The 23,292-nt window shown below is 36.0% G+C and carries 16 protein-coding genes; 2 read left to right on the top strand and 14 right to left on the bottom strand.

Annotation, left to right across the window (positions count from 1 at the left end; translation table 11 throughout):
* Positions 1-12: 12 nt before the first annotated feature.
* Positions 13-486, bottom strand: a complete 474-nt coding sequence (locus tag EYD45_RS08300; RefSeq protein ID WP_130964074.1) for a monoheme cytochrome C — start codon at positions 484-486, stop codon at positions 13-15.
* Positions 487-1,707, bottom strand: a complete 1,221-nt coding sequence (locus tag EYD45_RS08295; protein WP_130964073.1) for a sulfite oxidase — start codon at positions 1,705-1,707, stop codon at positions 487-489. It abuts the gene before it with no gap.
* A gap of 128 nt (positions 1,708-1,835) precedes the next feature.
* Between EYD45_RS08295 and EYD45_RS08290 the strand changes: the two genes are divergently transcribed.
* Entirely contained in the window at positions 1,836-2,528 is a 693-nt protein-coding gene (locus tag EYD45_RS08290) for a hypothetical protein (RefSeq protein ID WP_233702581.1), read from the top strand.
* Between the two features lie 138 nt (positions 2,529-2,666).
* On the opposite strand, the gene EYD45_RS08285 is transcribed toward EYD45_RS08290, so the two are convergent.
* From EYD45_RS08285 to EYD45_RS08260, 6 genes are all read right to left on the bottom strand, one after another.
* Complete coding sequence (locus EYD45_RS08285) at positions 2,667-2,921, bottom strand: hypothetical protein (protein WP_130964071.1); 255 nt, start codon at positions 2,919-2,921, stop codon at positions 2,667-2,669.
* Complete coding sequence (locus EYD45_RS08280; RefSeq protein WP_130964070.1) at positions 2,902-4,743, bottom strand: M1 family metallopeptidase; 1,842 nt, start codon at positions 4,741-4,743, stop codon at positions 2,902-2,904. The genes EYD45_RS08285 and EYD45_RS08280 overlap by 20 nt, the downstream gene beginning before the upstream one ends.
* A gap of 65 nt (positions 4,744-4,808) precedes the next feature.
* A complete protein-coding gene (locus tag EYD45_RS08275; RefSeq protein ID WP_130964069.1) occupies positions 4,809-6,416 on the bottom strand; it encodes a S8 family peptidase in 1,608 nt (535 codons plus the stop codon).
* 23 nt (positions 6,417-6,439) lie between these two features.
* Positions 6,440-7,300 (bottom strand): MBL fold metallo-hydrolase, encoded by an 861-nt coding sequence (locus tag EYD45_RS08270; RefSeq protein ID WP_130964068.1) that lies wholly within the window; start codon positions 7,298-7,300, stop codon positions 6,440-6,442.
* A 53-nt stretch (positions 7,301-7,353) separates the two neighbouring features.
* Positions 7,354-9,546: a SulP family inorganic anion transporter gene (locus tag EYD45_RS08265; protein WP_130964067.1), complete on the bottom strand. Its 2,193-nt coding sequence runs from the start codon at positions 9,544-9,546 to the stop codon at positions 7,354-7,356.
* Positions 9,543-10,391, bottom strand: coding sequence for a universal stress protein (locus tag EYD45_RS08260; protein ID WP_130964066.1), 849 nt, complete (start codon positions 10,389-10,391; stop codon positions 9,543-9,545). Before EYD45_RS08260 ends, EYD45_RS08265 begins: the two co-directional genes overlap by 4 nt.
* A 139-nt stretch (positions 10,392-10,530) precedes the next feature.
* Here EYD45_RS08260 and EYD45_RS08255 point away from each other — a divergent pair, with 139 nt between their 5' ends.
* On the top strand, positions 10,531-12,387 hold the full coding sequence (locus tag EYD45_RS08255; RefSeq protein ID WP_130964065.1) for a cation:proton antiporter: 1,857 nt from the start codon (positions 10,531-10,533) through the stop codon (positions 12,385-12,387).
* Between the two features lie 56 nt (positions 12,388-12,443).
* Here the strand turns inward: EYD45_RS08255 and EYD45_RS08250 are convergent, their stop codons facing one another.
* From EYD45_RS08250 to glgA, 6 genes are all read right to left on the bottom strand, one after another.
* Complete coding sequence (locus tag EYD45_RS08250; RefSeq protein WP_130964064.1) at positions 12,444-14,846, bottom strand: glycoside hydrolase family 31 protein; 2,403 nt, start codon at positions 14,844-14,846, stop codon at positions 12,444-12,446.
* A gap of 330 nt (positions 14,847-15,176) precedes the next feature.
* The gene (glgB, locus tag EYD45_RS08245) at positions 15,177-17,087 is read right to left on the bottom strand and encodes a 1,4-alpha-glucan branching protein GlgB (RefSeq protein ID WP_130964063.1); all 1,911 of its coding nucleotides are present in this window, start codon (positions 17,085-17,087) and stop codon (positions 15,177-15,179) included.
* Between the two features lie 9 nt (positions 17,088-17,096).
* On the bottom strand, positions 17,097-18,716 hold the full coding sequence (locus tag EYD45_RS08240; protein WP_130964062.1) for a phosphotransferase: 1,620 nt from the start codon (positions 18,714-18,716) through the stop codon (positions 17,097-17,099).
* A 3-nt stretch (positions 18,717-18,719) separates the two neighbouring features.
* Positions 18,720-20,660 carry an alpha-1,4-glucan--maltose-1-phosphate maltosyltransferase gene (locus EYD45_RS08235; protein ID WP_130964061.1) on the bottom strand — a complete coding sequence of 647 codons (1,941 nt, stop codon included), beginning with the start codon at positions 20,658-20,660 and terminating at the stop codon, positions 18,720-18,722.
* Positions 20,661-20,690: 30 nt separating this feature from the next.
* Positions 20,691-21,959, bottom strand: a complete 1,269-nt coding sequence (locus EYD45_RS08230; RefSeq protein WP_130964060.1) for a glucose-1-phosphate adenylyltransferase — start codon at positions 21,957-21,959, stop codon at positions 20,691-20,693.
* Positions 21,960-22,000: 41 nt separating this feature from the next.
* Complete coding sequence (glgA, locus tag EYD45_RS08225) at positions 22,001-23,203, bottom strand: glycogen synthase (protein WP_130964059.1); 1,203 nt, start codon at positions 23,201-23,203, stop codon at positions 22,001-22,003.
* Between the last annotated feature and the right edge of the window lie 89 nt (positions 23,204-23,292).

Here is a 23,292-nt window from a genome sequence, read left to right as displayed (position 1 = left end):
AATACTATGATATTAATCCTCCAATTCATACCAATCAATATCTGATAAAACCATTCGACGCCCCTTTGCTTTTGGTGGATAGTTGGTAACTAAATAATTAACAATAACCTCTTGATTTCTTCCTAAATCCCATAAGTTTTGGGTTTCTTGCATCCACTTTATTGTTGCATTCCAACGTTCGGCATTCATTCTATTTTGTGTCACTAATTTTGAAGAGTGACAATTAGTACAATTATTAACAACAGTCATTAAGCCTTCAGCATCAATCAACCCAGTTCTTACATGAATTCCATTTTCAATTCTATCCTCATCAACTTCAATAGGCGCAAAAGCAACCGTTTCAGTTTTAGACATAAAATCTAAGGCATCAGGATTTACCATGTAATACATCAATCCACCTCCAGAAATTATGAACAAAGCTAAAAGCAGCATCAATAGACGATACACTTTTTTAACTTGTGCCCTAAAAGCTTCTTCTTTACTCATTTATGTAACTTTTACTGCAATTCTATGGCAGGCATTATTTAAATATCCTTTTGGATTCCAACCAGGTAAAAGCATAGGTTGGGCTATACCATTGGTGTCTGTTGCTCTTGCCCAAACCTCATAATAACCAGGTTTTGGAAAATCTATTTTCGCCGAAAAATGTTGCCATGCTAAACGATTTTCTGGTTTTTCTAAAGGACATGTGTTCCAAGTAGAACCAAAATCTATAGAATACTCCATTTTAGCAACTTCCAATTCTCCTGCCCATGCATGACCTCTAATAGTTAAAGATTTTCCATTTTTTATCATGGCTCCAGTTTTAGGGTATGTAATTAGTGATTTTACAGGCATAGACTCTATAATGCACATGTCTTCATCTTTCACTTTTTCTCCTGGTGCAACAGGTTTACATGGTACCCGATAAGCTGTACCAGTCATTTTTGTACCGTCGTGTACTTTATCACGAATACTAATTCTATTTATCCACTTGCCAGAAACCGAAGCCGGCCAACCACCTGCAACTAAACGCAAAGGGTACCCGTGAACCAGGGGAATATCTTCACCATTCATTTTAAAAGCTAAAAGCGTTTCATCTTGTAAAGCTTTAGTCATTGGGCAACCTCTGGAAATAGGTTCTTTGTTTGGATCCATACTAAGGTGTTTATCTACAGCATGATAACCAATATAAACAGCATTACTTTTAATACCAGCATTTTCTAAAACGTCGCGTAAGCGCACACCGGTCCAAGAGGCACAATGTACAGCGCCTATAGTCCATTGGTTTCCTTTTGCTGGTGGATCAAATTCAGCTCTACCATTGCCACCGCATTCTAATGTTAATTGATAGGTATGTTGTTGAAATTTAGATTTTAAATCCGACAGTGTGTATGTTTTTTTGGTTTTGACCGATTCGCCATCAATGGTTAGTGTCCACGTATTAGGATCAATGTCTTCTGGCACTAGTCCATTATTTCTAATGAACATACACGAATTAGGTGTAATTTTATCATCTAGCAAGTGTGCTTGTGCTTCAATATTCCATGGTTTATCGTTGAGAACTACCATGTCTTTGTGTTTATTAAATAGTTTAAAAGGATCAGGATCTTGTAATGCCAAAGGGGTGTAACCATTAAGCATTTTAGACCCAAAAACAAGTTCTGTTCCTATTAAAGTGGCAAATGAACTTAAGGTTGCTTTTTTTACAAAATCTCTTCTTTTCAAAATATTTAATTTATAGTTTATGTAACCAACTTCCTAAGTTATAGTATCTAAGCTTCTTTATATGTAACTTATGTTACATTAAAAAGTTGAGTTTAAGGCTAAATTGCATTATTTCCTAAAAATTAACAATGATGAATATCATGAAAAAAGATTTCGAAACTAAATTTACAGGTTGGGCATTTGTTATAGCAGCTTTATTGCTATGGTTGGGATGGGCGCTCTCGCCTCATCATATTGGTGAATACATCGTTGCTTCCGATTTTGAGGCTATTGGCGAAAGTGTTTGGACTTGGATTTGGATGTATCGCATTCATATTTTTGGTTGGGTAACCATGGCTATTGCTCTATTTGCTTTTGTGGCTGTAGCAGCAAGAAAGCCTTATCGTGTACTTATATTACCAGGAGCTGGTATGCTCATTATTGGTACGTTTACTTTAGCTATTGCAAATGCATATTTTTATAATTTTGGTGCTTGGGGTGTTGGTCAAACCATGGGAAAGTCTGCTACAGAAATTCAGGCATTTGTAAATGATATTTTATACACCAATCAATATGTAACGTGCTTTATTCGTTTTGGTCGTGTGTTCTCTGGTGTTGGGTTGGTTTTATTAGGCTACGGATTAATTAGGTGGCATATTGTAGCGAAATGGTTGGGCTGGTTTACGGTACTTTTAGGGCTTGCCGCTATGGGTATTGTTATGGGTATTCCTGATAATTACGAAATTTATAAACCACTATTTCACGTTAAGGTAATTTGGTTGATAGCTATGGGTGTTTTAATACTTATGAAAGGCATTCATTTACCAAAATCTGAGAGCTAATAAGAGATTTTAAACATAGTTATTCTTTTGATTTTATAGCATAAAAAAAGCCACTTTGTTTTAGATGAAGCGGCCTTTTTGCTGAGTTATAATACTATTTTTATTTAATAAAGTAGCGATTTTTTATATAAACAAGCGTTACCCTTTAAAATCACTTCTAGTTATCAACTCTTGCTTAATTTTTCTAACATTAAAAAAGTTAACCAACACCATTGGAATGAAAAAAACAGGCATTAACACAGTAGCATTAAAACCACCTTCTCGCCAATTGAAATAACTTATTACAAACATAATACCAACAATTCCTGCCAACACATAAAATGCCATTTTAAAGGTTTTGTATTTTTTCTTTAAATCTTCGGTACTTACCGCCTTAAGGTCTTCTTTCTTCATCTTTTGTCCAGGTATTATCAGTTTTATTCACATCTGCCATAAAGCCGCTGGGGTCAATCTGCACAGATTTTACAGTTTTTGAGGCTTCAAATGTGTATGTTGGATACGCCCAAGCCCAATCTTTTATTATGGTTGCTGAGGTTGGTTTTTCACCACGCATCATTTGTAAAGGAATGTAGAAACTTTCGTCAGAACCATCATCATACACTATTTTTAAATCAATAGGCATTGGCATTAAGCCTTTGCGCTCTAAGGTGACACTGTTGTTTGCAACAGATTTTACGGCATAATCAATAGTGTTTGTAGTTTGCGCAAAATCCATTAAGTACCAGTCTAATTCCAAGCCCGAAACTTTTTCCGCAACGCGGATAAAATTCATAGGAGTTGGATGTTTAAATGCCCAATCTTTAAAATACTGTTTAATGGTTTTCTTAAGATTGCCATCGCCTATAACATATCCCAATTGCGCCATAAAAACGTCACCTTTACTGTAAGCTGAAATTCCGTAGGACTGATTGTATTCATATCTGTCTGCGTGAGTTGTTAAAGGCTGCTCTTTTCCTGAAGTTGCTAAATAAATATAGCTCTTATAAGAATTTGCAGAGGGATTTGGGTTATTTCTATCAAAGATATCATTCATGGCCCAATGGCTAATATAGCTAGTAAAGCCCTCATCCATCCACTCGTGTTTTGCTTCGTTAGTGGCTAACAAAAATTGAAACCAAGTGTGCGCCATTTCGTGTGCCGTTACACCAACCAAACTCCCAAAACTGCGATTTCCAGTAATTAAGGTACACATGGCATATTCCATTCCACCATCACCACCTTGGATTATAGAATATTGTTTATAAGGATATGTTCCAATATTCTGGCTAAAGTATTGCATTAATTCCACAGTTTTTGGCTGCAATTTCTTCCAGTTTTCAAGTTTGTCTTTATCTAAGGTTTTTTTGTAATAAAAGTTTAGTAAAGGGCCATTAGGTACTTGAGCTGTGTCGTGAATATAGTCAGGATCTGCTGCCCATGTAAAGTCGTGTACGTTTGGGGCTTTAAAATGCAATGTTTTTTTATTTCCACTTTCTTTTTCACTTTGTAGATAGCCCGTACCACCAACCACATAGTTTTTGCCAATGGTTAATGTCACATCAAAATTTCCCCAAACACCGTGAAACTCACGTCCAATATAAGGGTCGGCATGCCAACCTTCAAAATCATACTCAGCAAGTTTAGGATACCATTGCGTCATCGACAGGGCAACGCCCTCTTTGTTATTTCTGCCTGAACGACGAATTTGCAAAGGCACCTGAGCATCAAAATCCATGGTAAACGATACGCTTTCACCCGGTTTAATAGGTTTTGCCAAAGCTACTTCCAATACAGTGCCAACGGTTTCGTAGTTGATTGGTGTTCCATCTTGTTTCAAAGAATTCACTTTAATGTAACCAATTTCATCAGGTTGTAACTTACTGATTCTGTCGCCAACTCTTGAATCGGGGTCCGCTATTGTTCTGGAGCGTACATCCATTTCACTTCCTGGTTGAAAAGCATTGAAGTATAAATGATAAAACACTTTATCAAGTACATCAGGAGAATTATTGGTGTATACCAACTCCTGTTTTCCTTTATATTGGTAGGTGTTCACATCCATATCTATCTCCATTTTGTAATCCACATGCTGTTGCCAATATGCTGATGTAGACGGTGATGACGGTATTGGAGGTTTAGGTGCTTCAGGAGCGGTTGGAGCATTAACTACATCTTTTGTTCCTGAACATGATGCAATTACTAAAAAAACAAGAGTATAAAACGGAATTCTTTTCATAGATAGACCAATTAAAAAAGGTTGCTCAAAATAGTTTACAAGCAACCTTAAAGGGTTTATAATTTTTAGTTTGCCATTTTTGATGCCATAATTAAGGCGTTATAGGCGTTAACAATTTTTCCAGATTTTACCACATCTGCAAATGGTTTGATGTTTTCTGAATTACCACCAACAATAACTTTGGTTTTAATATCCAATCCAGAATCTAAAATGATTTTCTTTACCTGTGCAGCGCTTAATTTAGGGTAGTAAGAACGTATTAACGCTGCAACACCAGCAACAGCAGGAGCAGCAAAAGAGGTGCCGTCTATATAGTCATACTCATTATTTGGTTTAGGGGAATAAATTTGATAACCTGGAGCAAAAATATCTACATTTTGCTTTCCATAGTTTGAAAAAGTAGCTAATAAGTTAGAGCCATATTTCCATGAGAGCGCTCCTACACGTATATATGAGTCAGAAATCTCTTTACCATTGATGTTGTCGTCTGGAAAACTTGGTTCTGTATCAACATTTTTACTATCATTCCCCGCGGCATGAATAAATACTACATCTTTTTCAGCAGCATAAGCAATAGCGTCTCTTACCCAATCACTATGAGGCGAAAAGCTTTTCCCAAAACTACCATTGATGATTGAAGCGCCGTTATCAACTGCATAGCGAATAGCAAGTGCCACATCTTTATCGTATTCATCACCATTTGGTACGGCTCTTATACTCATAATTTCTACATTATTGGCAACACCATTCACTCCTTTACCATTATTGCGTTCAGCAGCAATAACACCAGCCACATGAGTACCATGAATTTCATCTTTTTTTGCAGGCTTTACATTGCCATTACCGTAATACTTTTGGTTAAAATCGTCTGGGTCGTCCCCTGTTTTCCTGCCTTTAAGGTTTTTATTCAAATGAATGTTTAAACGTTCGGTAATACTTTTAAGAGAAGCTTCAATGTCTTCAACCACTTCAGACATTGATTCTGCGCCATTGCTAAACATAAATTGAGCAATTTGTTTTGCTTGGTTTAGCTCTTGGTTTTCTGTTTTAATGGCCGCAACCTCCTTTTGTGTATAGTCCTTTTTACCAAAATGTTTAATCAGGGTCTGATTAGCATTTTTAACCTGTTGGTGTATTTGGTCATACTGTGTCTTAAGGCCAGTATATTTTTCATACATTTTTTGGTATTCAACTTGAGCTCTTGCATAGTCAGGATGAGAGCTATTACCACTACTTAAAATTCGAACAAATTCTAATTGCTCATCATAAGTGTCTCCTAAAAAATTCCATCCATGCACATCATCAATATAGCCGTTTTTATCATCGTCCTTTCCGTTTCCGGGTTTCTCGTCTTTATTCGTCCAAATATTGGCATCTAAATCTTCATGGTCAATATCAATGCCTGAATCAATCACCGCAACAATCACTTTTTTTCCTTTTCTGTTTTTGATGATTTCGGTATAAGCCTTATCAACACTCATTCCTGGAATAGTATCTACCAATAAGTCTAAATGCCCCCAGTTTTGTTTTTCGGCTTCAGTTAAATCTGAAACCTTTAATGGAATGGCATCAATATTTTCCTCTGGGGTTAATAGAATTGCCCCAGTACTTCCGCACCCAGACAATAGGGCTGATAGCACTGCTATAAATGCTAATTGTTTAATTGTTCTCATTTTTATATTTGAATTAGTCCTTCTTAATTAAACACCTCATTGGCAGATAAGACCTGATCCAATCTTACGCCTTTTTCGGTATGTTTTACTGTTATAACTTCGTTATAAGCATCATGTTCTAAAAATAAATAAAAGCCATTGTCTGCAGCCATGTTTAAAAACTTCTCTTTTTCGTTTAAAGTTAATAAAGGGCGCATGTCGTAGCTCATAACATAAGGTAAAGGTAAATGGCCTGCGGTTGGTAGTAAATCGGCCATAAAGCAAATAGTTTTGCCTTTATAATTAATCATAGGAATCATCTGTTTATCAGTATGCCCGTCGGCAAAAAAAACATCAAAATCCAATGCTGAGTTTTTAAGCATATCGCCTTTTGGAATATCGGTAAATTTTAAACGACCACTTTCCTCTATCGGTAAAATATTTTCTTTTAAAAAAGAAGCCTTTTCACGCGCATTTGGATTTACAGCCCAATCCCAATGATCTTTATTGCTCCAAAAATCGGCGTTTTTAAATGCTGGCTCATAGCCCGTTCTGTCCTTATTCCATTGAATAGCACCACCGCAATGGTCAAAATGCAAATGCGTCAAAAACACATCTGTAATATCGTCTCGATGGAAACCGTGTTTTTCTAAGGAGCTATCAATACTATCATTGCCCCACATATAATAATACCCAAAAAATTTATCAGATTGTTTATTGCCCATCCCAGTATCTATTAAAATGAGGCGATTTCCATCTTCAATAAGCAGACATCTAGCGGTTAAATCTATCATATTATTTTCGTCCGCAGGGTTGGTTCTACTCCAAAGGGATTTTGGCACAACACCAAACATAGCACCACCATCTAGCTTAAAATTTCCTGAATTTATAGGGTATAAAGTCATAGCGAACGAATTTACAAAATATGACTAAAATCTTATATAATGTTAAGAGTTTATTATGAAATCACTTGATGTAAACGTTTACCGAAATCAAACAGTGCTTTAATTTCTTTTATGCTAGCTAAACGTTCTTTGCCAAAAACTAATAAAGCTTTACCATTTGATTCTACATGATAGTAGGGATTGCTTTCAAAAAAATGAGTAATGTCATCATTAAAAAATTCCTTTATTTGAACTTCATTTTCGCCTAAAAGATAAAAGCGATTAGAAAAATCGGAATGGTTTTGAATAGGAATATCCCTAAAACCAGCAAAAGCATATATTTTTTCTAAAAATCCTTCCCTGTCCAAAGTAAATTCTGGAATAGTTGTTTCTAAATTTATATACAACATGGTAGAACGCACCACCTCTTTGGCAATAAATTCACCTTCAGAAAACTCAATGTCAAAGAGTTTTATAATACCATCTTGATGCAGCAATTTGTTATAAATATGATTGACGTTTTTTGTATTGAAAAAATGAAAACTATAAAGAAATTCAATGTCTTTTTCTTTTTCAGGTGTATATTCCAACTCATAGTCTTTAGCCAAGTCCTCCATATTAGTTTGCCTGCGGGTAAGGTTGTCTTGAATGATTTTTGGTACTGGCAAAATACGTCGCAAAGCAAAAGGGTGTTTAGAATCGGTATCGTGCATGTCCAACCCAATAACATCGAAATGTCCTCCTCGTTTTTTGAATAGCTCTTGATAGTTGTGCATGTTTTCCATAACAGTATGGTCAACAAAACCACAAAGAGAAAAATCAACAATAACGTCATGGTCTTCGGGGATAGCATCTAGTTTTTCCTTCAAACGGTAATAATTCAAAAAGCTACAAAAATGCTTGATACTTACATAAAAGCCTTCATTATCTTCCTCTTGATACATCAAAACGTTGGGTTTTAAAACATTTCTAACAAATAGTGAAATATTACCATTTAACACCAAGTGAATAATTTGAGTAGTAATAACGCCAGCAACAATACCAGTTATCAAGCCAACTTTAAGAGTAACAAGCAAGGTAACGAAGAAAATTATGAGTTGCTCCTTGCCAATGCGACTGATGTTTCTGATAACTTCTGGCGATGCTAATTTGTAACCAGTATATACTAATATTGCCATTAAAGCGGGTAGTGGAATTCGAGTTAATTGGGTGCTAAATAACACGATAAACAACACTAAAAATGTAGCATGAGCAAAATTTGAAGACCTATTACTTGCGCCATTATTAACGTTTACAGAACTACGCGCAATAACAGTAACTACGTTAAGTCCGCCTAAAAACCCACTGCCAATTGTTGCAAATCCTAAAGCTTTTAAATCTCTATTTACGTTTGAACGTCTTTTTTCAGGATCAAGCTTATCAACAGCTTTGATGCTTAATAACGACTCTATACTGGCGATAAGCGTTATGGCAAAAACGCTAGACCAAAATGAGAACGAACCTACTTTGCTAAAATTGGGAGTCTCCATATTTACTATAATTTCTTGGATGGAAGGAATTCCAGAAATCATGTATTGTGATGAAATAGGATTTTCTTCATGTAATACCATTTCAAAATAATAACTGAAGCCAATGGAAAGCATAACAATCCACATAGGCGCTGGTATAAGCTGAAAATATTTATTTCTAATTTTTGAATAGAGCAACATGATGGTTAAACTAATGACACCAGCAAGCGCGGCGTAAATGAAGCCTTTGTTCTCATAGTGAATAGCATCATTTATGGAAAACGGAATTTCATATAAATAATCTATAGTATCTTCTCGCTTAATTTTATGCGCCAACATAATATGAAACTGTTTCCCAAGAATGATGAGCCCAATTGCTGCCAGCATTCCTTGAATTGCAGAAGAAGGGAAAAAATCAGCAAGTTTTCCCATTCTAAAGAATCCAAGCAACATCATCAAGACACCTGAACAAATAATTGCGGCAAATGCACTTTCTAAACCCAAAGTAGATATAGCCACCAAAAGAACGCCTACTAAGCCATTTCCAGGACCAGAAATAGTAACATGACTACCACCAAAAATTGAAACTACAACACCACCAACAATAGCAGCAATTATGCCGGCTATAGGAGGTGCATCACTAGCCATAGCAAGACCTAAACCCAGAGGCAATGCGATAAGGCTAACAACAAATCCAGAGAAAATATTCTTGGGCAGTGCCTTAAAAAAATCAGTTATGTTGTTTTTTTTCGGACTCATTGCAGAATTAAAACATCGGTTGGTAATTCGGTTAAAATGTGTTCAATATCATGTGGAAACAAACGGTCCCAAAACGACATTTTACTTGGAGCGTTCATAATCAATAAATCGGCTCTTGAAATTTGAGCATAATGCCCAATGGAATACCCTTGTTTACCAAATATAGGTTGTAGCTTTACGGTTTTGCCATCGGTATATTGTTCTGGGATATGACTGATGATTTCTTTTATTCTTTGGTTTTCACGAAGCTTTATACGCTCTTTGGCAATATTGGCTCGACGTAACGATTTATCATCCTCCACTTTTACAGCTACTTGCTGTTCCTTTATTTCTTCAACAATAGTAACTTTTTCAGAACTTAAATGTTTGGCAACATAAAACGCCGTGGTAATAGCTTGTTCAGTTTTTGGGTCTTTTAGTCCATTCACAACAATATGCTCACAAGGCACACGCTCAACTGAAGGATTAATTAAAAGTAAGATAGAACATTTAACTTTTCTAGTAATCTTTCGAGCTATCGAACCCATGTAGTAGGTTACAAATCGCTCGCGTTTTTGAGCACCTAAAATCAATAGATCTATTTTTTCCCTTTCGGAAACTTCTAAAATAACATCAACTGGTTCTCCTTTTTGAAAGATAATTTCAAAATCTAAATTATCTTTTTCAAAAGACTTTAAGATGGTTTGAAGATTTTCACGTTTATCAGAAGCGTCATCACCAACGTGGATTAAAACTAATTTCGACTTAAAAAAAACTGCTAATCGTGCAGCCTCAAAAAGGTTAGCTTTTAAGTTTGGTGAGAATGCTACACCGATACCTATAGTTTTAAAGGGTTTTAAGGTCAATTTTAAAGTTTAGTTAAGTGTGAAAGGTAGTCTTTTTTATAAAACATGGAACAAAATTAATTTTGAAGCCATAAAAACATATTCCATTGTAATCTGATCATTTTACTTAAATTAGTGTTTTTAAATAAAAAACGACCATATGTTAGAGCTTGCGGGCATTATTATTCTTGGTATTTTGGCACAATGGGTGGCGTGGAAACTGAAAATTCCTGCTATACTCCCACTGATTTTAATAGGATTATTGGTAGGCCCTATAGCCTCCGAGTTTTTAAGTGAAGATGGCACAAAATGGATAGAACCTATTTGGAACGGTGAAAAAGGCTTATTTCCAGGTGAGGGATTGTATTACTTTGTCTCGCTTGCCATAAGTATTATTCTTTTTGAAGGCGGGCTTACTCTTAAACGATCTGAAATACGAAATGTAGGCCCTGTAATTACAAAACTAATTACACTTGGTTCTGCAATAACGTTTTTTGGAGCAGGAGCTTTGGCACATTTTATTTTTAATTTAAGTTGGGAGTTATCACTTTTATTTTCCGGTTTAATTATAGTTACGGGACCAACAGTAATTACGCCGATTTTAAGGAATATTCCATTAAAAAAAGATATTTCTACCGTTTTAAAATGGGAAGGTATTTTAATAGACCCCATTGGTGCCTTAGTAGCCGTACTGGTATTTGAGTTTATTAGTGTGGGAGGCGATAGTGGTTTTACAAAAACAGCGTTAGTAGAGTTTGGTAAGATTCTATTGTTTGGTACCACCTTTGGTTTTACGTTTGCCCATGCGTTGGCATTTGCGGTTAATAAGAAATTAATTCCGCACTATTTATTAAATGTGGTGTCTCTGTCTGCTGTACTTTTAGTGTTTGTGGAATCTGAGATTTTTGCACATGAATCTGGTTTATTGGCAGTTGTAGTTATGGGAATGGTTCTTGGAAATGGCAAATTAGAAAGTATCAAGGAGCTTTTATATTTTAAAGAGTCGTTAAGCGTACTCTTAATTTCAATTTTATTTATTCTGCTGGCAGCTAATATCAATATAGAAGATATGCGATTGCTATATACCTGGAAAACAGCTATTTTGTTTGGCTTGGTGGTATTCTTGATAAGACCAATAGCTGTTTTTGCGAGCACATTTGGCTCTAAACTTAAGTTTAATGAAAAACTCTTTATAAGTTGGGTGGGTCCGCGTGGTATTGTCGCAGCAGGTATCGCCTCACTTTTCGGAAGTAAGCTTATAAAACAAGGCGTTGAAGGTGCAGAATATATCACACCATTGGTGTTTATGATCGTTTTAGGCACTGTACTTTTAAATGCAACTACAGCGCGACTTTTTGCAAAAGTAGTTGGGGTGTTTCTAAAACGTTCGGAGGGTATTTTAATAGTTGGCGCATCACCTTTTGCTAGACTTATAGGCGAATATTTGGAAAATAACGGTAGGCATGTGGTGCTTATAGACAGCAACCAAACCAACGTACAGATTGCCCAAGAACAAGGTCTAGATGCGATTAATACTGATATTTATTCAGAAGAATTAAACAATAACATAGAGCTTAACGATGTAGGTTTTTTAATGGCCTTAACAGGCAGTAAAGATGTAAATGATTATGCGATAAATCGTTTTAGAGGTCAGTTTGGAGAAAGCGGTTATTTTAGATTGATTACTAGTGATGAAATTGACGACCCAGAAAGCATACCAAAAGAAGCACTATTTTCTCCAACGGATGATTTTAGTTCTTTAACAGAGGTATCCCGACAATTCCCTGAAATACACGAAACCGATATTAACAGCAGGGAGCATTATGAAGAGCTTATAGAACTTACCAAAGAACAAGAAGATATGATACCACTTTTGGTTAAAGATAAAAAGGGTGTACTTGAAGTCATATCATCCCACAACAAAGCAATTGAAAACGTTGAAGCAGGCTATAAGTTTGTGTATTTGGGTAAATCTATTAATAGTAAAATAATAACTGAAAAAGCTAAAAACAAATAAATATAAAATCAAAAAAAGCCTTTTTAAAAGGCTTTTTTTGATTTTAAATACTACGTTTACCCAACAATATGCAACTCCGTAAACTCTTTTTTAAGCGTTAACGTGTTGTCGCCATTTATTTTTAAATCTTTTAGCGGAATATCCTCATTGTCCACTTGCACTTTTTTGATTTTAAATGGCAAACCATGTAGGTTTAACTTAAAGGTTTTATAGGTAGTCATAAACTTACCTGTTTTATGCTGTTGGATAATCAGTTCTTTCTTTTTTCCTAACAGTCTAAAACTACGCAAGCTATACCTACCTTTTATGTAATCGTATCCATCACCAGCATCTTCGTAAACCATTGATTCTTCCTTACCTTCTGTATAATATACATCTAGGAGAAGTTCGTCGATAACTTTCTCACCAACATATTGCTGAATAGGATATTTTGGTATGATAGCGCCTTCTTTTACAAAAATTGGCATACTGTCTAAATCAGCATCTACCCAAACTTCCTGTCCACCTTTCACAACTTCATCTGTCCAGAAATTATACCAGTTCCCTCTTGGGATATACATGCGCCTTCCTTTTTGGTTAGCCCCATTAACAGGACATGCCAATATTTTTTCACCAAAAACAAACTCATCATTTCTGTAATGTGTTTGAGGGTCTTCTTGATCATATAGCACTAACGATTTTAAAATTGGAATACCTTCTTCGGCATATCTCCAAAATGCTGTATATAAATAAGGTAGTAATTGGTATCTTAACTCAATAAATTTCCTAACCACATTAGTAATGGTATCACCAAAAGCCCAAGGTTCTTGGTCTCCATGGTCACCGGAAGAGTGTGTTCTACAAAACGGATGGAAAATACCCAATTGAATCCAACGCGCATACAATTCCCCGTTAGGTTGTTCAGCAAATCCCCCAATATCAGACCCCACAAAAGAGAATCCAGACATGGCCATACGTTGCGCCTGAAGGTTTGCAATATTTAAATGATCCCAAGTGGCTACATTATCTCCAGTCCAGCTAGATGTATAGCGTTGTGTACCAGAGTAAGCAGCTCTTGTAATAACAAATGGTCGCTTAGGATATGAGAATTTTTTTAATCCTTGATAGGTAGCGCGCGCCATTTGCATACCATACACGTTGTGTGCTTTTCTATGGCTACAACGGTTACCGTCGTAATCATGTCTTACATCATTAGGGAAAGTTTTTCCTGGAACGTCCATCACAGCGGGTTCGTTCATATCGTTCCAAACACCTTTCACACCTATGTCCTCAACTAGCTCCTTAAATAAATTAGACCACCAATCTCTCACTTCGGGATTCGTGAAATCCGGGAAATAACATTCACCAGGCCACACTTTACCCTTCATATAAGGTCCGTCGGCTCGTTTACAGAAATAATCTTTCTCCAACCCTTCTTTAAACACAGAGTAGTCCATGTCTATCTTAATCCCAGGGTCGATAATAACAATGGTTTTAAAACCATCGTCAGCCAACTCCTTTACCATGCGTTTTGGGTCAGGAAAATGCTCCTTGCTCCAAGTAAAACACCTAAAACCTTCCATATAGTCTATGTCTAGGTAAATAGCGTCACAAGGGATTTGCAGTTCTCTAAACTTTGCAGTGATTTCTTTTACGTTCGATTCTGGGTAGTAGCTCCATTTACACTGGTGGTAACCAAGCGTCCAAAGTGCTGGCATTTCGTGCGGCTTCCCTGTTAAGTCGGTATAGTTCGCAACAACTTCAGACATTTCTGGCCCGTAAATGAAATAATAATTCATTTCTCCACCATGCGCCCAAAAACTTGTGATGTTTCTACGCTCAGCACAAAAATCGAAAAATGAACGGAATGTGTTGTCAAAAAATATACCGTATGCCTTTTTGTGATGTAGCGCCGTGTAGAATGGGATAGCCTTATAAATTGGATCGGTCTCTCTGCCGTATGCATAAGAATCGGTTACCCAGTTTTCAAAGCGCTTTCCTTTTAGGTTATTATCAACAGGTTTATCACCTAAACCATAATAACTTTCTCCTGGTTGCGCGGTTTTAGACATTTTTACAACGTCGCCACCAAATTCATAACTCTCTTCCCAATGGAATCCAAGTTCGTCTTCGCAGATTAACGTTTTATCTTTTGCATCAAAAATTGAAGTTCTTAAATCAGTTTTTGATACGTTACAAATTAATTTTGAAGTCGTAATGATATAGTTATCCTCGTCTTCGGTTACTTCAAGGTGATTATATCCTCTACTAGCATATTTTGTAATGGCGTATGAAAAATCATTTTCAAAAATACCAGTGGTTGTAAATCGAAATCGTAAAATGCTATCACGACGTACTGTAACTTCTAGAACAACACCGTTTTCTGCAGTAAATGAGAGAACGTTAAGGTTTTTTTCGTATTTAACTATTTTGGAAGGAAATAGGTTTCCTTTATATTCTAATTCAGTATTTAATATCATGAAACAGGTATTAAAATTAATCTACGAAAGTACTAAATTTTAAATGCACGCATAGTTTCATTTTATCAAAAAAACGGTTAATTGTTTAGACAAAACACAATTAAAAGGCGGTAAAATTATTGAATTTTAAAGAAAGCGTAAATCAGCGTTCTTTTTAAGCTTTAATCGGTTTGTAAATACGATAAATGGTAAAAATATTTGTTGAAATAGTTTGGGTTTAAAGGAGTTAAGCATAAAAGAGGTCAATGCTCCTTTTGAGATATTAAAAATCGCTTAATATCTGAGTTTTTTAGTCTTCAGAAATTAAGCGATTTCTATTAAAATGAAGTATTACTTTTTAAATTCAAAAACTGTAATAGCTAATGGTGGTAGGGTAATTTCTACTAAATAGTCTTTACCATTCCAAGGCTCTTTTTTAATTGTAATTGTCTTTTTATTAGCAATTCCGCTACCTCCAAACTCCTTGGCGTCACTATTAAAAATTTCAACTAATTTTCCTTTGGAATTAACCCCAATTTTATAACTTTTTCTTACCGCAGGTGTTAAATTACATACCACGGCCACATGCTCGTCCTCTTTATACCCTTTTCTTATATATGAAATCACACAGTTTTCATGGTCATCATAACTAATCCACTCAAAACCCTCACCACTAAATCCTTTTTCGTATAGTGCAGGTGTCGATGTATAAAGCTTATTCAAATGTTTAAAGTAGTTTTGAACGTCTTGATGAGGCTTAAAATCCAGTAAATTCCAGTCTAAGCTTCCTTGGAAATCCCACTCGTTGTATTGGCCAAATTCCCCACCCATAAACAATAGTTTGGTGCCAGGGTGTGTAAACATATAGCCATACAATAACCTCAGGTTCGCAAAGCGTTGCCACTCATCTCCGGGCATTCTTCCTAGGATGGAGTTTTTACCATATACGACTTCGTCATGGGATAAAGGCAGCATAAAGTTTTCTGTAAATGCATACGCTAAGCTGAAGGTGATTTCATTATGATGGTATTTTCTATACACAGGATCTTTGGCAAAATACTCTAGGGTATCGTGCATCCAACCCATCATCCATTTCATACCAAACCCTAGTCCGCCCATAAATGTAGGCTTTGATACCATTGGAAAAGCTGTTGATTCTTCTGCAATGGTTTGCACATCTGGGAAAGACGCATACACTTCTTCATTCAATTGCTTTAAGAAATCAATCACTGCAAGGTTTTCCCTTCCGCCGTAAATATTTGGTTCCCATTCCCCGTCTTCTCTTGAATAATCTAAGAATAACATGGAGGCAACGGCATCAACACGTAAACCATCAGCGTGGTACTGGTCCAACCAGAAAATAGCGTTACTAATTAAGAAAGAGCGCACTTCGTTTCTTTCATAATTAAAGATTAAACTTTTCCAGTCTTGATGATAACCTTTGCGTCTATCGGGATGCTCATAAAGATGCGATCCATCAAAAAACCCTAGTCCGTGGGCATCTTCTGGGAAATGCGAAGGCACCCAGTCAAGAATAATACCGATATCATTTTGATGCAGTTTATCTACTAAATATTTAAATTCTTCGGGGTAGCCGTAGCGTGATGTAGGTGCAAAATACCCAGTAAGCTGATACCCCCAAGAAGGGTCGTAGGGGTATTCCATAATTGGCATGAGTTCTACATGAGTAAAATTCATCTCCTTCACATAGTTCACCAAATCATCGGCCAACTCGTGGTAGGACATAAACCTATTTTCCTCTACGTTTTTTTTCCAGGATCCTAAATGGACTTCATAAACAGAATAAGGCGCATCAATGGCGTTGTTCTTTTTACGCTTTTTCATCCACTTGCTGTCTTTCCACTTGTAAGTGTCATCCCAAACAATGGAGGCTGTTTTTGGCGGATGCTCACAGCGTCTTGCGTACGGATCAGCCTTTTCTGTTTTTACGTCATTATGATGACTTTGAATTTTATACTTGTAAATTGCACCTTTCTCTACCATTGGAATAAAGCCTTCCCAAATTCCACTAGCGTCCCAACGTACGTTAAGCTGATGTTCGCCTTCCATCCAATAATTAAAATCTCCAATTACAGATACTTGTTTGGCACTTGGTGCCCAAACAGCGAAATAAACGCCCTCTATTCCGTCAACGGTTACAAGGTGAGATCCAAATTTCTCATAAAGCCTAAAGTGCTTACCTCCCTTAAATAAGTTAATATCAAATTCTGTAAATAAACTGTACGGTTTAACGTGTGCCATAGTTTGTTGTTAGTTGTTTATAATATTTGAAATTCCTTTTAAAGGAATTATTGCCCATTTGGGGCGCGAATTAAGTTCGTAACCCAATTCGTAAACGGCCTTTTCTAATAAGGCGTATTTTAATAAGAAAATGCGTTCTTGGTTATATCCAATATTTAAATTTGCATCCCTAACTTTAGTAATATAAGTGCCTAAGAAAATTCCAACAGTATAGTCATATAAAAGCTCTGCTGCCGCAAAAAACTCGTGAGAGTTGTCTTTATATTGATTAAAAATAGTAGTATAAATGGCATAGTGAAAACTCCTAAACAAGCCTGCCACATCTTTTAGGGGAGGTTGTTTTACCTTTCTGTCTCGAATTGTACTCTCAGGTTCTCCTTCAAAATCTAAAATATAGAAATCGTTGTCTTTTACTAAAATCTGTCCTAAATGATAATCGCCATGGACCCTGATACGCTGTCCTTTTAGCTTCGTCCAGTCAAAATTGACAAACCGTTTCCTGATGCTGTTTTTTTTATCTAAAAACTCTTCAGCTAGTTCAAGTGCCATTCCATCTAGTTTGTGCAGGTTATTTTCTACGGTGTTTAATCTATTTTGAAACTGATAAAGCAACCTGTTTTTTAACCACACCTCATAATCGCCATTATAGTGCGCAGGGGCAAATGCCATTTCTTCAAACTCAGACCCCAGGGCTGTATGCATTTCAGCAGTGCGTTTTGCTAGTTTTTGAATCTTCTTTAAATAATCTAAACCTACCCAATCAATTAAAATAGGAGGAATGTCGCTTATGTTAAGTTTAAGAAATTGCTCCGTTTTCGGGATATCTTTAATATTTAGTTTTTTATCATCAAATGCCTTAAATATTCTCTGAAATTCCTTCAGCATATAATCCCATGCATCACCTTTGTTAGGAATCATTTTTTGCATTAGTGCAATGGTGATGATGTCCTTTTCTGAGTCCACAATATTGATGCTTCCTAGGTACGGCGGTGTATTTTCAAACTCTTGTTTTTCAGAAAGATACCTACTCATTTCATAGTCAGGATTTTTATCAGAATAAATTCGTCTAAAAAACTTTAAAACACAACTGTCGTTGTAAATTATAGAAGTATTGCTTTGCTCTAAGCCCATAAACCTAGAAGATTCATAAGCGGTGTCTTCCAGTAAAGCACTTTTATGATATCTTACTTTTGTGCGATCAACAGGTTCTGCAGTTAAAATACGCTCAAAGGCCAATTTCCTGAAGGCCTCTAAGTTAACAGCATCAATGATGTATCCATAATTGTCTTGGATAGAAATTGGTAGAATTCTATCTTTTTCTGCAAAAGATTCATCCGTAACAAAGGCTATTGGTAAAAAGTAGTGCTGATAGAATGCTTCAACAAAATTTACTTCGAGAATTAACCCGTAATAGACTTCTTCTTTCTGCTGAATTCTAAAATACTCAGAAAGTTCTATGTATTTTAACTTGCTTGCTTTCCCGCCGTACCAACGTTGTTTTTGAATATATTCTTCTAAAACATCAGACAAAAACACAGATATAAAGTTTGAGTCATCCAAGAGTTGTTCCCAGGCAACATCAAAAGCTAAAGCTGTTTTTTTATTTGTTTCAGAAGGTGTTTCAAGCATATATTACTTATTTATTTGAAATATATGAAATGGCAATGTGGGATGTAACTCTACAAAATTCCATTCGTTGTGCCAATTGTATCGGTTATCTGTGATTAAATCATGCATTTCTAGTTGATGACCAGCATGCACACCTAATTCTTGCAGAGGCATTTGAATAGTACCTTGTTGCGAGTTATGAGCATCTAAACTAATAACCACAAAAATGTGATTGGTTTTAGCTTCGTTCCACTTATAAAACGCTATTAAATTGTCATTTTCAACATAACAGAATTTTATATTATTGGTTTGCTGTAAAGCTTCATTAAGATGCCTTATATAGTTTATTTTACCAATAACCGTGATAAGTTTATTCTGGATACCCCAGTCGTAATGCGTAATTTGAAACTTTTCTGAGTTTAAATATTCTTCTTTTCCAAGAAGCGAATCAGAAAGCATATACTCGAAAACAGGTCCGTAAATACCAATACTAGAACTTAAGGTTGCTGCTAAAACATAACGTTGCATGTGCTTAGATTCTCCAGTACCTTGCAATGGAAACGGATTAATATCTGGTGTATTTGGCCAGAAATTAGGTTGCATGTACTCTTTTAATTCAGTTTTGGTCAATTCTTCTACGTACTCAATCAATTCGTGCTTGCTATTACGCCAAGTAAAATAAGTGTACGATTGTGTATACCCCTGTTTTGCCAATTGTTGCATTACTTTTGGTGCTGTAAATGCTTCAGCTAAAAAGATAACATTTGGGTGTTTTTCTTTTATTTTGGTGATAATCCAGTTCCAAAAATAAAATGGTTTTGTATGCGGATTATCTACTCGAAAGATTTCAATACCACAATCTATCCAATGTAATAAAACATCTAAACATTCATCCCAGAGTGCTTTATAGTCTTCACTTTCCCAATAAATAGGTAAAATATCTTGATATTTTTTTGGTGGGTTTTCAGCGTATTGAACGGTACCGTCTGGTCGCCACTTAAACCATTTTGGATGTTCTTTTACCCAGGGATGATCTGGGGCTGCTTGTAATGCATAATCCATCGCAATTTCTAAATCCTGCTCTTTTGCTTTTTGAATTAAAGCCTTAAAATCATCAAGATTCCCCAATTGCGGATGAATGGCTTTATGCCCGCCATGTTTAGAACCAACACCCCAAGTAGAACCAACATCGCCTTCTTTAGCTTCGGTTGTATTATTTTTCCCTTTACGATTTACTTCGCCAATAGGATGAATAGGAGGAAGGTAAACCACATCAAACCCCATGTTTTTAATTCTAGGGAGCAATCTTTCACAGTCCTTAAAAGTACCATGAACACCTTCTTTTTCTGATGCAGAACGCGGGAAGAATTCATACCAAGTACTAAACCTAGCTTTTTTTCTATCCACATAAACTTGATATTCTTTAGAAGTGTTTTCTAAAAACTTTACCGGGTTGTTGTAGAAAATGTCATGTAACTTATCTGAAATAGCCTCGTTTATTGCCTCTCCATAAGCATCTTCATTTTTAAAAATATTTTCAAGGTGTTTTAAATAGGTTTTATCCTCTTTTGAAGCTACTTTTTTTAAGATTTGGTTGATGTATTCGGCACCTTCTAAAAGTTCAGAGCGTACATATTGTCCATCTTCAATCTTTCTTATGGTACCATGTTGCCAGTTTAATGCATAATCTACCCAAGCTTCCACTTTGTAGGTGTAAAACCCCTGTTTTTCAACCGTAAAAGCACCTTGCCATTCATCATTAAAATCCAGTGACAGCCTTGTTTCAACCCATTTCTTAGCATTTTGATGCTTATATAAAACTGAAGCTCCAAGAACGTCATGTCCGTCGGCCAAAATAAAGGCTCTTATATTTACAATTTCATTAACAACTCGTTTGATATAAAAGTCGCCACAATTTACACTTGGCGAAACATAGTCTATTACAACTCTTCTTTGGTCTTGCATATTAATTGGTTAGTTATAAATATGTTGGCTCTATTGAATGGTAAATTTTTTAGGAAGTACGGCGCCTTTTTTAATTACAACGATACCATCTTTTACAAAGTATGTGTCCGTCTCGGTATCTTCAAGGTGTTTGCCTCCATTAATCTTTACGTCGTCACCAATACGGCAATTTTTATCGATAATGGCATTTTTTATAAAACAACGTTGGCCTATGCCCATTAGAATTTCTGTTTTTTTATTATTAATTTCCTCTAGCGTTTCATACTTGTCACTTCCCATCATGTAAGTATTAATAACGGTAGATTCATCACCAATTCTAGAACGAATACCAATTACTGATTTTTCAATTTTTGCGGCACTGATAATACAGCCTTCTGAAATAACAGATTTTTCAACTACAGTATTAGCTATTTTAGTAGTTGGCAACATTCTTGCTCTAGTGTAAACACGTTTCTTTTTGTCGTATAAATCAAATTTTGGAATATCGTCAGTTAAACCAATATTTGCTTCGAAGAAAGAATCAATATTCCCAATATCTGTCCAGTAGCCTTCATATTGATAGCTTAAAGTTTTATGCTTTTCAATGGCACCTGGGATAATTTCTTTACCAAAATCATTGGTGTCCGGGTTCTCCATTAATTTGGTAAGCAAGCTTCTGTTAAAAATATAAATACCCATGGAGGCTAAGTAATTACGCCCCTGTTTTTTCATGTCTTTACTTACTTCTGAAGTCCAATCTGGCAGTAAGCTGGCATCTGGTTTTTCAATAAATGAAGTGATAACATTTTGGTCATCAGACTTTAAAATACCAAACTCGGTGGCTTCTTTCGCATTAACCGGAATAGTAGCAATAGAAATCTCAGCGCCACTTTCCTCATGTGCATTGATCATTTTCTCGTAGTCCATTTGGTATAATTGATCTCCAGATAGGATTAAAAAATACTCGAAATCATGTCTTAAAAAATGATGCATGCTTTGGCGAACAGCATCAGCGGTTCCTTGAAACCATGTTTTGTTTTGCGGTGTTTGTTCGGCAGCAAGTACGTCAACAAAAGCGCTACTAAAAAAACTGAAGTGATACGTGTTTTTGATATGACGGTTTAAAGATGCAGAATTAAACTGTGTTAATACATACATACGCTTGATATCCGAATTGATACAATTTGAAATAGGAATATCCACCAAACGATATTTTCCGGCAATAGGAACTGCTGGTTTCGATCTGTCCTTAGTTAATGGATATAGCCTTGACCCTTGTCCGCCACCTAAAATGATGGATAATACCTTATTGTTAATCATATCTAGTTATTTTAGTTTGTTCTTGTTTTTGTTTAAAGTTTTTATATTAAAGATTGGTACAAATCTTTTACCTGTTGGGCAATGGCCACCCAATCAAAATAGTCTTCTACCCGTTTTCTACCTTTTTTAGCCATACTGTCCCTTAGGTCTTTATCATTGATTACTTTATTAACACCATTGGCCAAATCTCTTGCAAATTTATCAGGGTCAATCGGCTCAAAAGGTGCTTCAGTTTGTTGCTCTAATGGCACTAAAATCCCAGTTTCACCGTCTAAAACTACCTCTTTTATGCCACCTACAGCACTTGCAACCACGGCTGTGTTGCACGCCATGGCTTCAATATTTATAATACCAAAAGGTTCGTAAATGGACGGACAACAAAATACATCAGCATGAGAATAGAGCTGGATAATCTCCTCTTTTGTTACCATTTTATCAATCCAAATGACGTTATCTCGCGTTTTCTTTACTTCGTTAACCGCATTTTCCATCTCAACACCAATTTCTTTTGTGTCTGGTGCGCCCGCGCAAAGTACTATTTGCGTTTCTGGATCGATATATTTTATGGCGTTTACCAAGTGTATAATACCTTTTTGGCGCGTAATTCTACCTACAAAAAGCACATAAGGTTTCGTTTTATCTACACCATATTCATCTAAGGTTGAAGACTCCGAGGTTTGTACATATTGCTGAAGGTTAATACCATTATAAATTACCTTAACCTTGTTTTCGTCGACATTAAAATGTTTAATCACGTCCTCTTTCGTTTCTTCTGAAACTGCAATTAAGGCATCTGCCATTTCTATGGCTGTTTTTTCAACCCAAGAAGACGCATCGTAGCCTCTCCCCAATTGCTCACGTTTCCAGGGGCGCAAAGGTTCTAGAGAATGGGTAGTTATTACTAAGGGTGTACCATAACAGAGTTTTGACACGATACCCGCAAAATGCGCATACCAAGTATGGCAATGTACCACATCAGCATCTACAGCATCAGCATTCATGTGAAGTCCCGTGGTCAAGGTTTTAAAAACTGATTTTAATTTGTCGTCAGCATTTTTAAATACACCATCTTCAAATGGAAACCCTTTTACACTTAAATTACCATCATTGGAATCTTGATCTCCAAAACACCTGACATCCAACTCCATGAGTTTTGATAGTTCATCGGCTAAATATTCAACATGTACTCCTGCGCCACCGTAAACGTAAGGCGGAAATTCTCGAGTGTAAAAAAGTGCTTTCATATAAAAATTATGGTCAGTTTTTAGTCAAAAATAGTGTCAAAAGAAAGGATTTTTAAAGAACACACCATCCTTTTTAAGATATTACTTCT

This window comes from Hyunsoonleella flava, from assembly GCF_004310325.1.
Classification (GTDB): domain Bacteria; phylum Bacteroidota; class Bacteroidia; order Flavobacteriales; family Flavobacteriaceae; genus Jejuia; species Jejuia flava.
Note: the sequence above shows the minus strand (reverse complement) of the source record. Positions and strands in the feature narration are given on the sequence as shown.

Excerpts from the sequence above, each read along its gene's own strand:
- EYD45_RS08250 (WP_130964064.1), bottom strand. The coding sequence starts at position 14,846 with ATGATATTAAATACTGAATTAGAATATAAAGGAAACCTATTTCCTTCC.
- glgA (WP_130964059.1), bottom strand. The coding sequence starts at position 23,203 with ATGAAAGCACTTTTTTACACTCGAGAATTTCCGCCTTACGTTTACGGT.
- EYD45_RS08290 (WP_233702581.1), top strand. The coding sequence starts at position 1,836 with ATGATGAATATCATGAAAAAAGATTTCGAAACTAAATTTACAGGTTGG.
- EYD45_RS08230 (WP_130964060.1), bottom strand. The coding sequence starts at position 21,959 with ATGATTAACAATAAGGTATTATCCATCATTTTAGGTGGCGGACAAGGG.
- EYD45_RS08265 (WP_130964067.1), bottom strand. The coding sequence starts at position 9,546 with ATGAGTCCGAAAAAAAACAACATAACTGATTTTTTTAAGGCACTGCCC.
- EYD45_RS08280 (WP_130964070.1), bottom strand. The coding sequence starts at position 4,743 with ATGAAAAGAATTCCGTTTTATACTCTTGTTTTTTTAGTAATTGCATCA.
- EYD45_RS08300 (WP_130964074.1), bottom strand. The coding sequence starts at position 486 with ATGAGTAAAGAAGAAGCTTTTAGGGCACAAGTTAAAAAAGTGTATCGT.
- EYD45_RS08270 (WP_130964068.1), bottom strand. The coding sequence starts at position 7,300 with ATGACTTTATACCCTATAAATTCAGGAAATTTTAAGCTAGATGGTGGT.
- EYD45_RS08240 (WP_130964062.1), bottom strand. The coding sequence starts at position 18,716 with ATGCTTGAAACACCTTCTGAAACAAATAAAAAAACAGCTTTAGCTTTT.
- EYD45_RS08255 (WP_130964065.1), top strand. The coding sequence starts at position 10,531 with ATGTTAGAGCTTGCGGGCATTATTATTCTTGGTATTTTGGCACAATGG.
- glgB (WP_130964063.1), bottom strand. The coding sequence starts at position 17,087 with ATGGCACACGTTAAACCGTACAGTTTATTTACAGAATTTGATATTAAC.
- EYD45_RS08275 (WP_130964069.1), bottom strand. The coding sequence starts at position 6,416 with ATGAGAACAATTAAACAATTAGCATTTATAGCAGTGCTATCAGCCCTA.
- EYD45_RS08285 (WP_130964071.1), bottom strand. The coding sequence starts at position 2,921 with ATGAAGAAAGAAGACCTTAAGGCGGTAAGTACCGAAGATTTAAAGAAA.
- EYD45_RS08235 (WP_130964061.1), bottom strand. The coding sequence starts at position 20,660 with ATGCAAGACCAAAGAAGAGTTGTAATAGACTATGTTTCGCCAAGTGTA.